The 13,785-nt window shown below is 37.9% G+C and carries 13 protein-coding genes; 5 read left to right on the top strand and 8 right to left on the bottom strand.

The annotated features are described in order from the left end of the window. Nucleotides 1-60: 60 nt before the first annotated feature. Nucleotides 61-957 carry an SIR2 family protein gene (locus tag B3297_RS20315; RefSeq protein WP_070565187.1) on the bottom strand — a complete coding sequence of 299 codons (897 nt, stop codon included), beginning with the start codon at nucleotides 955-957 and terminating at the stop codon, nucleotides 61-63. A gap of 725 nt (nucleotides 958-1,682) precedes the next feature. Between B3297_RS20315 and B3297_RS20310 the strand changes: the two genes are divergently transcribed. Genes B3297_RS20310 through B3297_RS20300 form a run of 3 tightly spaced genes read left to right on the top strand, consistent with a single transcriptional unit; the run spans nucleotide 1,683 to nucleotide 2,818 of the window. Further along, the gene (locus B3297_RS20310) at nucleotides 1,683-2,177 is read left to right on the top strand and encodes an N-acetylmuramoyl-L-alanine amidase (protein WP_115049765.1); all 495 of its coding nucleotides are present in this window, start codon (nucleotides 1,683-1,685) and stop codon (nucleotides 2,175-2,177) included. Next, a complete protein-coding gene (locus tag B3297_RS20305; protein WP_046671699.1) occupies nucleotides 2,164-2,541 on the top strand; it encodes a hypothetical protein in 378 nt (125 codons plus the stop codon). The genes B3297_RS20310 and B3297_RS20305 overlap by 14 nt, the downstream gene beginning before the upstream one ends. Further along, nucleotides 2,498-2,818: a hypothetical protein gene (locus B3297_RS20300; protein ID WP_286727238.1), complete on the top strand. Its 321-nt coding sequence runs from the start codon at nucleotides 2,498-2,500 to the stop codon at nucleotides 2,816-2,818. The genes B3297_RS20305 and B3297_RS20300 overlap by 44 nt, the downstream gene beginning before the upstream one ends. 344 nt (nucleotides 2,819-3,162) lie before the next feature. On the opposite strand, the gene B3297_RS20295 is transcribed toward B3297_RS20300, so the two are convergent. After that, nucleotides 3,163-3,723: a hypothetical protein gene (locus tag B3297_RS20295; protein WP_197083951.1), complete on the bottom strand. Its 561-nt coding sequence runs from the start codon at nucleotides 3,721-3,723 to the stop codon at nucleotides 3,163-3,165. A 350-nt stretch (nucleotides 3,724-4,073) separates the two neighbouring features. Between B3297_RS20295 and B3297_RS20290 the strand changes: the two genes are divergently transcribed. Next, nucleotides 4,074-4,880 carry a LexA family transcriptional regulator gene (locus B3297_RS20290; RefSeq protein WP_070565200.1) on the top strand — a complete coding sequence of 269 codons (807 nt, stop codon included), beginning with the start codon at nucleotides 4,074-4,076 and terminating at the stop codon, nucleotides 4,878-4,880. Nucleotides 4,881-5,405: 525 nt separating this feature from the next. On the opposite strand, the gene B3297_RS20285 is transcribed toward B3297_RS20290, so the two are convergent. From B3297_RS20285 to B3297_RS20265, 5 genes are all read right to left on the bottom strand, one after another. Beyond that, nucleotides 5,406-5,909, bottom strand: coding sequence for a hypothetical protein (locus B3297_RS20285; protein WP_070565311.1), 504 nt, complete (start codon nucleotides 5,907-5,909; stop codon nucleotides 5,406-5,408). 350 nt (nucleotides 5,910-6,259) lie between these two features. Beyond that, complete coding sequence (locus B3297_RS20280) at nucleotides 6,260-6,757, bottom strand: DUF1772 domain-containing protein (protein WP_286727237.1); 498 nt, start codon at nucleotides 6,755-6,757, stop codon at nucleotides 6,260-6,262. 199 nt (nucleotides 6,758-6,956) lie between these two features. After that, nucleotides 6,957-7,730 carry a helix-turn-helix domain-containing protein gene (locus tag B3297_RS20275; RefSeq protein ID WP_286727236.1) on the bottom strand — a complete coding sequence of 258 codons (774 nt, stop codon included), beginning with the start codon at nucleotides 7,728-7,730 and terminating at the stop codon, nucleotides 6,957-6,959. A gap of 347 nt (nucleotides 7,731-8,077) precedes the next feature. Continuing rightward, a complete protein-coding gene (locus B3297_RS20270; protein ID WP_286727234.1) occupies nucleotides 8,078-9,199 on the bottom strand; it encodes an NAD(P)-binding domain-containing protein in 1,122 nt (373 codons plus the stop codon). A gap of 12 nt (nucleotides 9,200-9,211) precedes the next feature. After that, complete coding sequence (locus tag B3297_RS20265; RefSeq protein ID WP_115049776.1) at nucleotides 9,212-10,234, bottom strand: LLM class flavin-dependent oxidoreductase; 1,023 nt, start codon at nucleotides 10,232-10,234, stop codon at nucleotides 9,212-9,214. Nucleotides 10,235-10,415: 181 nt separating this feature from the next. Here B3297_RS20265 and B3297_RS20260 point away from each other — a divergent pair, with 181 nt between their 5' ends. Next, nucleotides 10,416-11,012, top strand: coding sequence for an HD domain-containing protein (locus tag B3297_RS20260; protein WP_070565210.1), 597 nt, complete (start codon nucleotides 10,416-10,418; stop codon nucleotides 11,010-11,012). Nucleotides 11,013-11,083: 71 nt separating this feature from the next. On the opposite strand, the gene B3297_RS20255 is transcribed toward B3297_RS20260, so the two are convergent. Next, nucleotides 11,084-13,543 (bottom strand): bifunctional YncE family protein/alkaline phosphatase family protein, encoded by a 2,460-nt coding sequence (locus tag B3297_RS20255; protein ID WP_286727232.1) that lies wholly within the window; start codon nucleotides 13,541-13,543, stop codon nucleotides 11,084-11,086. Nucleotides 13,544-13,785: the final 242 nt, after the last annotated feature.

The following is a 13,785-nucleotide window of genomic DNA, read 5'->3' as shown; positions in this document are numbered from 1 at the left end:
TAAACGTTTAGGACGCAAGTGAATGATAACAAGCTAGAAATCTATAAATTGCTTTGAGGTTCAACTTAATATTTTGCTGGATAACCTATATTTTTTTTTGATGTTGGCGAGGACGTTCTTGTAGTATTTCGTTTTATCGGTTTCGTCAATAACAACAATTTCAACATCGTTTGCTTGAAGTAATTGCATTTTATCTTTGGAGAGTGCGTACCATTTTTTTGTTGTATAATAGAAAAGTTTATTTTTAATAAAGGTACTTCGTCTATAAAACTTATTTCTGGCGCGGTAGGTTAGCAACCACCAAAGGTCTATTTCTACAAAATCAAGCGATAGACCTAGGATATGGATATCCTGCGTGAAAAATAAGTCAATCCAGGATTGGAGTTTAGTATCTTTTTTTCGACTTAATCTTTTAATTAATGCAGCCTTGTAGACTGTTTGCGAATTATAATTTGTCCCATTAACGACATAATCCCTCATTTTTTGCAATTGACCACAGTAATGTTCATAACCGAGGTTAATGGAAGAGGGATTTAGGCAGTCGCCGTGGATGTGCCAATAGTTCGTGTTGCCGATTTGGTGTTTACGAAATACACTGTAGGTTGTTTCACGGATAAGGCCAGCATTTGCTGTTGCGGTTTCTCCTTCTAAACTGAATTCATAGTTAGTTGTGATGATATTTTCGATCGAGAGATCCCGAATTAATTGGTGGATTTCATTTTGATTGATTTGAGAGACACAATCCGATATATAGCTTTTAAGTTCTCTTTCATTAATATGCTTTTCTCGAATTGCGTTAAGGAATATTTCCTCATACAACATAGGGAACGGTTTTTGTCCATTTTCCAATGAGCTAACTTTATACTTTTCTTTGATGTTGTGTAGCAAATCACTCCAGCTTATCCCTGGTGAAATATTATTAATGTCGTTCCCGACTAATAAAGCAAACTTGTTCATTGTATTGTAAATCAAGATTTACGTCTGTAAAGTTAAATGAAGATGTCAATCGATCGCATCTTTTGATATAACATTTAATCGATTGAATTTAGATTTCTTCCATACGAATTTAATAAAAAATCGAAGGATTTTGTACATGACCACAGCGACGAAAGCGTTCTTAATCTCATTATATACCGCATGGAAACAATGTGATGTAAATTGAAACTTCTGTAAAAAATGGCTACGTCATTGCGATGGACGGATCAGTCAAATATGTTGGTTTTATTCGTCAAAAAAGGCTAGGCGAACCAACTTCCTAGCCTTCACGGTATAACTCATCCTATGCTATAACAAACAAATAACAAAGGAATAGAGGAAATGTTTGATTCTCTTCAAGGATGGTCTGTTGTGATATGGCTTGACAATGATATCACGGTCTTGGCAACATATTCCCATAAATTATAGTAGTATTTTGTTGTGTTATTCTCGCTTTTAAGAGTGCTATGAAGAGCAAGTCCTGTTAAGCTCGCTTTTGGTGTATACATACATCGATGAAAATTTTGCACAATATTCGGTATCTGTAACCTACCGCTTACATCCAGCTAATAGTGCGCTTCACTGCGCAGGATCACGCTTAACTTTGTATAAAATAGAAGCTAAATAACTCGTAATAAAGTGTGTTTCCCTTCTCTCAATACAAGTTTTTTAGTGTAAGACAGATTAATTCATAAAAAAATCGTGATATGGAAATTAAAGAAAACAAACTTATCGGTGTTTCTTATAGAGAAACACCAAACAAAGGTGGGATTATTAAACCCGTTTATATTATTATGCATTACGACGGTGCGTCCAATGCTACAAGTGCAATTGATTGGATGACCGATTCCCGGAGCAAGGTTTCCGCTCATCTTCATATTAGTCGTGATGGTATCATAACGCAATTGGCGCTTTTTAATACAAAATGTTGGCATGCAGGCCTTAGTACTTGGGCCGGTCAAAAAGATTTGAATAACTGTAGCATTGGAATCGAATTGCAAAATAAAGGGATGGAGAGTTACACTGAAAAGCAGATCAATGCGGCAATAGCAGTATGTAAAGCAATTATCCGTACTTATCCGATTCGAGAGATTTTAGGGCATTCGGATATTGCACCTGGAAGAAAGGAGGATCCAGGGGTACAATTTCCCTGGGAAAAATTTAAACCGTTAACAAAAGGAAGTTATAATGGAATTACTTGAGATTTTAGAGAAATTGATTATCCCTGTAGCGACAGCTGTAGGGGGGTATCTTGTTGGAAGGCCTAAGCAGCAAGCCGAGGTGGAGGCGACAAATGTTGAGAATGCCGGAAAGGTAATTGAAAAATGGGAAGGCTATGCCAATAGGTTAGAGAAAGATATTGAGCATTTACGGACGATCATTGAAGATCTTAATGAAGGGTTACATTTGGCAAATGACGAACGTATGTCTTGTGCTAAGACTTTAGCGGATTTGCAGGTAAAATATGATGATCTTATGAAACTTTATAATAGGCTACAGATTGAATTAAAGCGCGTTAAAAATGAAAAATACACTACAGATAATCGCAATGCTGCTACTGGTTAGCAGCTGCGGTTTGTTTAAAAAGGTTGAGAAAACCAATGCATCACAAGAGTTTGGCATCAAAGAAAAAAATACAGAGTCTGCTACTATAGCACAGAAGACAGGACATATACAAGTTGTTGGATTAGCTAAAGAGGCTTTGGTAACAGATGAATATGTGATGCAAGTTGAAGGTGAGGGGATTCAGATTATGCAGGATGGCGTTGTTCAGCTACATAAGGGAAAGTCTATGCGAAAAAGGAACATTATTCTGAAAAGCTGCAGCTTGAAAGAAGGTTAAATACCAATTGGAAAGATCACAAAGCAAAAAGTAGTCAGCAAATTGAAACGAAAACGGAGCTAACTAAAGAACAATCAAAAGAGGTTGCAAAACCAGCAGTGTCAAGTCTTCTTTATTTTTTAATGGGGTGCAGTATATTGGTCGGCTTGATTATTTGGTGGATAAATAAACGTAAGTTGATCAGAATTTGGTAGTTACCCATTAAAAAGATCGTTACCATTATATTTTAGTAAAATTCAGTAAATAACACGAAATAGTCCTTGAGTATAAAATTCAAGGACTATTTTGTAGAGCTGGATACAGTTGCTGAATGAGCAGAGCTGCTGTGATTGTATAAAATAATATTAATCCCCATCGAAATGCCGGTCAATAAGGTAATAATTGGCAATCTGTTTAATCTCTTTTTTGAAATCACGATAGAGGTCAAATTGATTGCAAGCACAGATGATAGATTTCTGTAATGTGTCATTGTTTATTTTTAAGTAAGGACCAAGTTCCTTGTATATGCTACTTTTTACTTTTGTTTTCAGATTATTTAATTTTTCCGGCTGAAAGATACGTAGAACAACGGCGATAGCTTTGTAACGATGCTGTATGTCCTTGTAATTGATATATTCGCCCATAATCTGCTGAGAAGGAATGCCCACAAATTGACAATAACAGTCAATTACTTGGCTGATTTTGGAAAGATCAGATTCATAGATCTTATCGATGGATTTTAGTATCTCGGGATGATTTTCTTTTAAGAAACTCATGATGAATGAATAATATAATGTGTTCATACGTTGTGAACGATTTTTGTCGGTTACTATACTGCTTTCCTCTTTTCGTAAAATATTGCTGGTTTTTTGTAGTTGATAATAATCCACTGTGTATACAATGGGCTGTCTGAGATGTTGTGACATGAGCTGTTCCATTTTCTTTTATCTTTAAGTATGAACTGATTTTCGTCTCGCAAATTGCAAATCCTACGAATAGCTGATCTGCTTACTACCCTGCTTATCTATTCTAGGGGTCTATATTTTTTTTATTGTTTAACAAAGTTAAACAAATTTGTTAATCTTGCAAGTTTATTAAAACCTAATTTTTACTTTTTATATGAAATAGTAAACTTATTTGTTTAACTGTAATGCTTTGATAGTTAGAATTTTATTGTTTTATTTTGATTGTCTATTTGTTTAGGTTTAATAAGTTGTGTAACTTAGTGTCAGATTGTTATATATTTGTGTAACATTTGTTAAATACCCGATCGACTATGGAAACTTATCCAAATAATAACTTTGAAGTTTTACGCTTGGAGATGCGCGTTACTAACCGTGAATTCGCGTCTTTACTAGGGGTACGCGAGCAGGTGTACTCGCGTATTAAAAAAGGAGAGTATCCTATTGGACTTACGATGAAAACACGTATTCAAGCGGCTTTTCCTCATGTTCAGTATGACTGGTTGCTGTATGGAAAAGGTGAAAGAATGGAGGTAGCTCCTTTAGTGCAACCCAACACGATAGCCATGCTTAGTATTGGTAATGGTAAGTCAATAGGATATTTTTCGGAGGACGTCAAGTTTATTGACGAAAATAAGAATAATATATTTTTTGAAGTTTCCCCAGGACGATATTTGATGCAGACAAAACTTGTCACAGAGAAAGCTAAAGCCGGGTATCTTTCTGGCTTTTCTGATGCTGAATATATGGACGATTTACCGGCACATTTTATTACAGTCACTGAGTTTCATAAAGGTGCCTATCGTTCTTTTGAAGTTAGTGGTGATAGTATGACCGATGGAACAGACGCAAGTGTATTGGACGGTGATATTGTGACTGGACGTTTGATTAAAAGAGAGTTATGGCAATCAAAATTTCATACCCACAAATATCGGTATTGGGTTGTTGTACATAAATATGAAGGAGTTATTATTAAAGAAATTGCTCATCATGATGTCAATAACGGAATTCTTACCCTTCGTTCGCTAAATGCTGATAAAACAAGGTACCCAGATTTTGAGGTAAGTTTGGATGATGTTGACCAAATTTTTAATGTTGTAGATATCAGCCGTTCGCTTTAGGAATAGCCTAGCTCGGATTAATTTCGTTTTGACAGTTCATCTTTTCACACCAAAGTTAATAGGTGGACCTTTTTGCTTCAGCTATATGTGCGATAAATTAACCCAATCGCGCACTGTTAATTGAAAGTTATCCGTACCAAGTTTGTATGGTGTTGCTAAAAAATATAGAAATAAAAACTAATTATATTAGTTTTTATTTCTATATTTGGCTATAAATTGAACGTATGCGGACATGTTGTTGCGTCCTATCTTGGCGCTCCTAGTATATATTTAACGTTAAGAAGACTGATAACGTGACGAGAATATTGGTTGCTCATTATTCAGGCATGTTCGTAGCGTTCAATTGAAATAATAGGTACATGTGCGTAGGTTATCAACGCGGGGTGGAGGAATTTTCGAATAATTGAACTATCTACTAAGCTGTACCTATGGACTTGCCATTTACTAATCATCATATGTTTATTTTTAAAGCCAGGTTTCGAAATCTGGCTTTTTTATTTCTTATGCTATCAATTGTTGTTAGTTTTAATCTTTGACAAAGCTTACATCGGTTATTTTATAGGAAAAATTATCTTTTTCCCGTTCATTTACAGGTTTTTCCATCTCATTGTAGTGTACTGTTCCTGTCATCTTGAATGTTGTATGAGAATCTAGGTTGATTTTTTCTCCCTTATCGTCAAATACATAAAAGTTCTTAAGCGTATAATTTTTCTGATCTGTAGGAATTTCAAATAAAACATTGTTCTTTTCTGTCCCTACAGGTAATATAACGCTGAATGCAGTGAACTTTTCAGAACTAAACGCATGAGATTTAACTACGAAATTCATGGCCATAGTTTTTGATTTTCCTGATGAGAATGTAAAAGAAGGCGCATCAAATTCACCTGTTAACGTAATAGTTTTGTTTTGGTTGTCATAGTTTGATTCGATCGCTTTTACCGTATCGACAGAACTACCATTGCAAGATGAGAACAACCCTATGGCTGAAGATACTAATAATGATGTTGAAATTAAGTGTTTAGTTTTCATGGGGAAAAATTTCATTAATTGTAAAGACTATTTTTATTGATAGACAACTTCTGCTTATTAATGTTTTGGTAATCTATCGAAGATTTTTTGGAATCTTCGATATACCTGCCTTCATGCTGATTTACACTCACATTCAATAACATCCGTCGATTAATTTTTATAAAAGTAAGGTATTGAGGAAGAGGTTTTAGCACTTGATTTAAATTCGGGGGGAATGGATTTAAATTCGCATACATTGGACTTTTTTTCGTCTAAAAGAGGTCGGTAAATAATAGCAAGTTTTTTTCGGTGGAAATGCCAGTAAACGGGCTATATGGTATTTGATCCTAAACTATTACCTCATATTATGATCAATTTCTTGCTTTAAAAAATACCAAGTTAATAATTAAACAAGTGAGTGTAAGTAAAGAGCAGCAAGTTCGGATGTTATTCCAAAATACCCAGGGTTTTTCAAAGGCATCACGTGCAAGTCTTAAAGATTTTTCTGGAGATATAGATAGGTCGATCGAGGCCAATTGATTGTTCAAGGGGACATTTTGTGTGCCTGTGACTACAAATACACCAATGATATAGCTTAGGCATGCTACTAGTATTAGATAAAATTTTGGTGACGATAGATCAAAAAATAATATTGTAGCCATCAATAATAAAATTGGGGCGCCCAGAAAACAGCAGTAAAAAGCTGAGTTTAGTATTTCTTTATTAATATTTTGCATGGCGGTCAGATAGGCTTTATCGTTGAGTTTATGTAGCCCCAAATTGACCGAAAAGGTATACGAAAAAAATAAGCCTGATATGATAGCCGAACATATTGTTGCCAGCGCTAAAATGATGTCTTGTAATTTCATGTCTATATTTTTTTGATGTATCATGTTTTGCTGAACTCAATTGTCTAAGCGTTCTGATTTATCAAAGCATTGTTTTCTTATCGTAAATTTTTCGAAGGAGTTGAGGCTAAAAAAATACACACTTTCGTTGCACTCGACCTTAGACAATACAAAAGTTATGATAATCAGGGAGTCAATATAGAATAAAAACGACAGTAATCTATTTTTTGTTAAATGACGCTGGAGTTGTGCCTGTGAAAGTCTTAAAGACACGAATAAAATGCGATTGGTCGGAAAATCCATTTTCATAAACAATTTCCGTTATCTTTCGGAAGTCTTTGCTATTGAGCTGTTTAAAAGCGGCCTGAAATTGTACCATTTTAGCGAATTGTTTAGCGGATATTCCAGTTTCCTTGAAAAACCTTCTTTCAAAAGTTCGGATGTTCAATGCTTCTCTTTTTGCAATTTCTTTAATAATGATTTGGCCCTGGTTTTCGATGATTTCAAGGATTGCTCGCTGAATCGAAAAATCAAGTTTATTTTTCTTGCTATCGAAAAAGCTGAGAAGAGATTGTATCAATAGTTGGATGCTGTTTTCAGTGCTTGAAGATGAGGATAATGTGCCGGTAAGTTGGTGGAAGGTTGTATTTGAAGGAGTATCTAGATCATAACAGTCGTCGTTTATGCTTTCGGGCGAGATGCCCCAAAATGTCCGTAATACAAATGGGTAAAATTGAAAAACGATAATCTGAAAAGGCCCTGTTACATCGATTGAAATCGGTTTTATTATCTGACCATAGAGAAAAATCGTCGGCATCTTTTTATCATGAGGCTTGATTGTAAAATCACCATAGCATCGTTGAAACAATAAACCAGGGTAACCATCAGCATAAAAAGGTAAGTTTACGCAATCATTCTTCTGACTTTCAAACACTAGGATCGCCTTTACGAATAATGCAATGGATGTATCTGGACTGATAATCTGAGGCTTCATTTATAAATTGTTTGGCTTTGCTTTACGACTTTTTATAATTTTAAATATACAGAAATATGAAATAAGAATATATGGATAATCGTTGGATTTCGATTAGTGGATTTACTGTGACCCGTAGTGTTTAAAGTATATGTCGTTGATTCAACTTATTTGAAATAGTAGAGCGGTTTTTTTCTTCTCACCTGAAATAATTGTGCATGTTCCAGTAATTTAACATAATTATTTTGCCAATAATTGGCAATCCAATTTGAATCCAATGAAGGGTTGTAATGACTCAGGTCACTTTTTAAAACGACCGAATCCACTGCTTTGACTTTTTATTATTGTACTCAAAATTGAAACTACCATTATAGTTGGCTCCCACTAAATTTATTTGTGTTCAGGTCGGCAGCTGAAAGCGTTTTTAGAAGTTCTCTAGCTGCGGCGCTACCTGCACGGTTTGCACCGATTGTCGATGCTGATGGACCATAACCCACGAGGTGAATTCTTGGTTCTTTAGCGACCATGGTCGCTAGTCTGCCTGCCATTTGAATGCCACCCTGTTTTTCTTTTGGTAGCACTGCGTCTAGATGGCTCAATGAACTTTTAAAGCCTGTATTCCAAAGTATAACATCTGCTTGTTGTTCTGTTCCATTGGCCCATTTGATCCCCTTTTCTGTTATTTCTTGAAACATTGGAAAACGTTGAAGGACACCCCGTTTTTCCATCTCCTGGATTTCTGTAGAATAGGGGAGGCCCGTAACGGAAACGACAGACAAAGGTGAAAGCCCCAATCGTACACGTTCCTCTACCATAGCAACCGCATTATGCCCGGCCATGTCATCAAATGGCCCCTCTCTGAATAAAGGCGGTCGTCGTGTTATCCAGGTTGTCGTTGTAACCTGGGAAATTTGGTCCAATAGCTGAATGGCAGAAATACCGGCTCCAACAACAATAACATGTTTGCCACGAAAATACTCTGCAGTTTTAAAATCCTTTGTGTGGAGTTGCTCGCCCCGAAATAATTCTGCACCTGGATAGGTAGGAATATAGGGGTTTTCCCATGTTCCAGTGGCGTTGATAATACCGAGTGCTGAGAAAAGAGTTTCTGCCGTATCGATATGAAAGCGATCTTGGTACATGTAGACTTTTTCTACTTTAGCTGGTCGATATACTTGAAGTCCAAATTTTTCTTCATAAAGTGTAAAATAATGGGGAACAGCGGTGTTGGCTTGAACTTCCGCCCCTTTTGTTGATAAAGTCTCCTCAAACGACATGCCGGGCAAATCGTATATTTTATTGACTGTACTTAAGGTAAGGGAGTCCCAGCGAAATTGCCAGGCTCCTCCTGGTGCAGAGGCTTCATCCAGGATGATAAAATCCGGCCCGATTTTAAGTCCGAGCTTCTTCAAATGATAAGCAGCAGAAAGTCCAGCCTGACCCGCACCAATGACTGCAATTTTTGTTTTGTAGCGAATGTTCTTTATCATACGAAAGAGGAGTTAACGCCAACCAAGTTCCGGAGCTACGTGTTCCAAAATGGCTGAAAGAATGTGGACATTGTAGTCGACCCCTAGCGTATTTGGAATGGTCAATAATAGCGTGTCTGCTTCCTGTATTGCTTCATCTTGCGCTAATTCTTTCACGAGTTGATCTGGTTCTGCGGCATAACTTCGCCCAAAAATCGTCCGCTTGTCCGATTCGATTATCCCAATTTTATCTGTTTTGTCAGCCTCTTGCCCGAAGTAATAACGATCTAAATCATCGACCAGAGCGAATATGGATCGACTGACTGAAACGCGGGGTTCACCAGGGTGCCCTGCTGCTTTCCAGGCCTCTTTATATAAACGTATTTGTTCGGCCTGCTGAATATGAAAAGGTTTGCCATTTTCATCATATTTCAAAGTGGAACTTTGCAGGTGCATTCTGTTTTGAGCAGCCCATACAGCCGTGGCGTTCGATGCTGCTCCCCACCAGATACGATCACGTAACCCTTCCGAATGGGGTTCGAGCCTCAGCAGACCGGGCGGGTTTGGAAACATTGGATAGGGATTTGGTTCAGCGAAACCAATTCCTTTAAGTTTTTCTAAAAATTCCAATGCTTTTTGCCTTCCCATATCAGCATCTGTTTCGCCCTCGTTGATATTGTAACCAAAGTGACGCCAACCATCTATTACTTGTTCAGGCGATCCTCTGCTGATGCCGAGCTGCAATCTGCCCCCGGAGATTAGATCTGCAGCTCCAGCGTCTTCCACCATATAAAGGGGGTTTTCATAGCGCATATCAATGACACCGGTGCCGATCTCAATTTTTGAGGTTTTGGCTCCAATGGCCGATAATAAAGGAAAGGGAGATGCTAGCTGATTCGCAAAATGGTGTACACGGAAATATGCACCATCTATGCCTATTTCTTCAGCAGCTACTGCTAGATCTATGGATTGCAATAAAGTATCGCTTGCGGTCTGCGTACTATATGCGGGATGCTTGGACCAATGGCCAAAAGATAAAAAGCCTATTTTTTTCATAAATCACAATGGGATTTGATGTCAATCAAATTTAATAAATGTTGCGATTATATCGGTAGTTTGGATTGTCCGATGGGTGTCAATAATATATGGTTTGAATGAATTTGCCAAATGACAAGTAGGCTGTGGCTCAAAAAGAGTAATTTTATGTATTATTCAATTGTATAAGTGATTCAGAGTGATGCTTTCAGACAAATTATTACAACAGATCGAGTTTATTAAGGAGATCGACAAGATTAAATATATCCAGCGCAGGACAAAACTTTTCAATAGTGACCGTCCCGAAAATGACGCTGAACACAGTTGGCATCTTGCCCTAATGGCTATTGTGCTTTTAGAACATGCAAATCAATCAGTGGATTTATTGAAGGTAGTCAAAATGGTATTGATACATGATATCGTCGAAATCGATGCAGGTGATACTTTTATCTATGATACAGAAAAAAACCATACCAATACAAGTGCGGAGCGTTTGGCAGCTCAGCGGATTTTTGGAATTTTGCCTGGGCAGCAAGCAGAGGAACTCATTGCGATCTGGGAAGAATTTGAAGCTGGTCAAACGCCGGAAGCACAGTTCGCACGAGCGATGGATCGATTGGAGCCACTTTTACAGAATAGTTCCAATAATGGTGGAACCTGGAATGAACCTGGTGTAAATTATGAAAAGGTTTATGAAAAAAAATCTGTCATTAAGGATGGCTCAGCAGTATTGTGGGAATATGCAGAAAAATTGATTGATGCTGGAGTTGCTCGGGGGATTCTGAAAAAAGGAGAGTAGGTAGGATACTCATCAATGGCCAGCAGTAATCCCGATACTATTGCTGACCATTGTGGTTTTATAAATATACATTAATCGTCATCATCCTCTTTTTGTTCGCTTACCTTTAGGAAGGCGGCTCTTTTTGGAGCTGGAGCAGATTCACCTTTAAGTCCCTGCCATAGAATTTCATTGAATACCAAATCAGGTACCGCGTCTTCTTTCGACCAATCATATTTGTCACTCCATACAGCTAGTTTCCCTTTACTTGGATTGCGCTCATTGAGATCTACATTTGCGTCGACATGATCAAATGGAGTATAATTGGGGTTATTGCTAAACGATCGCCACATGGGTGTTGCAGCAGCGTCGTATTGCGTCATTGGTTTCATCCCTAAAATCAGCTCTATCGTTCTAATCATCCCTGAGGTTGAATACATGGTGTGATCTACAGATCTTCTTTTTACATAAGGGCTAATCAAATAGGCAGGACTACGGTGTGCATCCACATGGTCAGGACCATTCTGGGCATCATCTTCCAGTATAAAGATCGCAGATTCTTTCCAGATTGGACTCTTGCTGATATGGTCAACAAACATCCCAACAGCGAGGTCATTGTCCGCTACATGAGCATAAGGGGACTTTTTGCCGGCACGCATCCCTTCCGTATGGTCGTTGCTGATTCGAATGGTTGTCAATTGGGGCATTTCTCCTTTTTGGATGAGTTGATCAAAATCAGCTTTCCATTGTCTTATACGTGTGGTGTCGGCAACACTCAGGTCATAACTTGTATATCCAGTGGCAACATGCCCTTCCAAAGATTTTACGTTGGGTTTTCCTTTATCTGCGAATTCACCATAGGTGCGATAAGATACCTGATGTCGCTTGGCATTATCCCAAATAAATCCGCCTTTATTGTTGGCTATTTCTCGTTCCCCTTCTCCTCCATAAGTGCCGCCGCGACCGCCATAGCTTGATGGCCAGGTTTTCTCCAGATAGTCGGTGGCATAAGCACCCATACTCCAATTGTGCCCATCCGCACTAACTTCCGCATCGACATAGAAATTGTCTAGAAGTGCAAATTCATTGACAATTTTGTGTTGATTAGGCGTGATTTTTTCGCCGAATAAACAAAGTGAAGCGTCTCCATTTCCTTGTTTAACATCACCTAGAACTTGATCGTAGGTACGATTTTCTTTGATGACATAAAATACGTATTTGATCGGAGAGGGGGCTCCAACTTTCATTGGAATAGGGTTGCCGGCTTCACCCTCTGTTTGCAGCTCTTTTTCTTTCGAATAGGGCGTATTCCGGTATACCGCACGAGAATATAGGGCGAGTTCTTCTGGGTTAGGATCAGGTATAAAGCTTAACGTTCCCCTAAAAAGACCAGCAATATATTGTATCTCTTTTGGTTTGTTGAGGTCGCCTGCATGACGATCGACTTTTTCCTTTTGGTCTGTCGGATTGGGACCTTGTGGATTAGCTTTGGATGATAAGCCTTTACCATTTGTAACCAGAATTGTTTTATCGACTACTTTTACATTCGTTGGATACCAGCCCACTGGAATAAATCCTTTCGAAATAGATCTCCCAGGCTTGCTTACGTCGAATACTGCTAAACAATTGTTGTCTGCATTGGCTATGTAAAGGGTTTTACCATCTGTGGACAAAGCAACACCATTGCTGGTCGATCCACTTGGAGCATTAGGATACAATGCTGCATTCAATGTTTCTACGACTGCTCCTGTTTTAGTATCGATTATGGATACCGAGTTGTCATTTGCGTTGGCGACAAAAAGCCATTTACCATTTTTACTAAACGTAATTTCATTTGGGTGGCTACCCACAGGGATCTCTTTGGTTATCTTATTTTGTGTAACATCCCATACTAAAATCTTTTCTCCGCCCCAGACGCTGATATAGAGTTGTTTTGCATCAGGTGTTAGCTGGCAGGTATACCCCTCAGCTCCCAAATCATAAGTTGCTTTCGTTGCTTTGGTTTTTAAGTCGATGACATATAGTTTTTTATCTTCTCTGGTGACAGTATATAATTGTTGTTTGTTTTTATCATCTACAGCCAATCCGGCTATTCCTATTTTATTGGGCCATGGCTTGCCAAGAACAATAGAATCTTTGGATGCAATTTTTCCACCGTTGATTTTATAGATCCTGATCATGTTATCATGTCCCCCAGAAGTATACAGTGTATTATCATCGCTCGAAAAAGCCAATCCATACCAAGATTTTGGTATAGCAATACTATCGATTTTTCGTTGTGAAGCGAGATCGATAAGATCTATTGTTTGTGTACTTTGTCCATTGTTGCTGACAGCTGCAAGCTTTTTATGATGACTGATAACTAAGTTCAGCGGTAAATCTCCGAGCTCTATCTGTTTCCCAACAGGGGTTAGTGTCCAGCCATTTGGTAGTCCAACTTTATTGCTTTCCAAAATTGAACTAATCCTATTTTGTATATTGTTTTGACTGAATGTGAGTTGTGAGGTTGCAAACATACACGTTGTCAAAATAAATGTTCCTATTCTTTTCATGGGACATATTTACGAAATTGAGTAGTCAGACTAAATAGGAAGCTTCAAAATTAAAGAAAACTTAATATTGGACCGCGAACTTAGTGTAGGTGATGACGCGCTGTTTTTTAGTATGGTCAAGGGCCTCTGAAAATCTGTAATACAGGACTGATCAGAAAATTTTGCACGGAATACTCTTTGTAATCGTTTATAACAAGGGGTGATCGGTTAATAGGTAAAACTCTGTTGTTTACCGATGAAAA

Origin of the sequence: Sphingobacterium sp. UBA3519 (genome assembly GCF_002377215.1) — a bacterium.
Taxonomy (GTDB): domain Bacteria; phylum Bacteroidota; class Bacteroidia; order Sphingobacteriales; family Sphingobacteriaceae; genus Sphingobacterium; species Sphingobacterium multivorum.
This window is presented reverse-complemented; position numbering and strand designations above follow the sequence as displayed.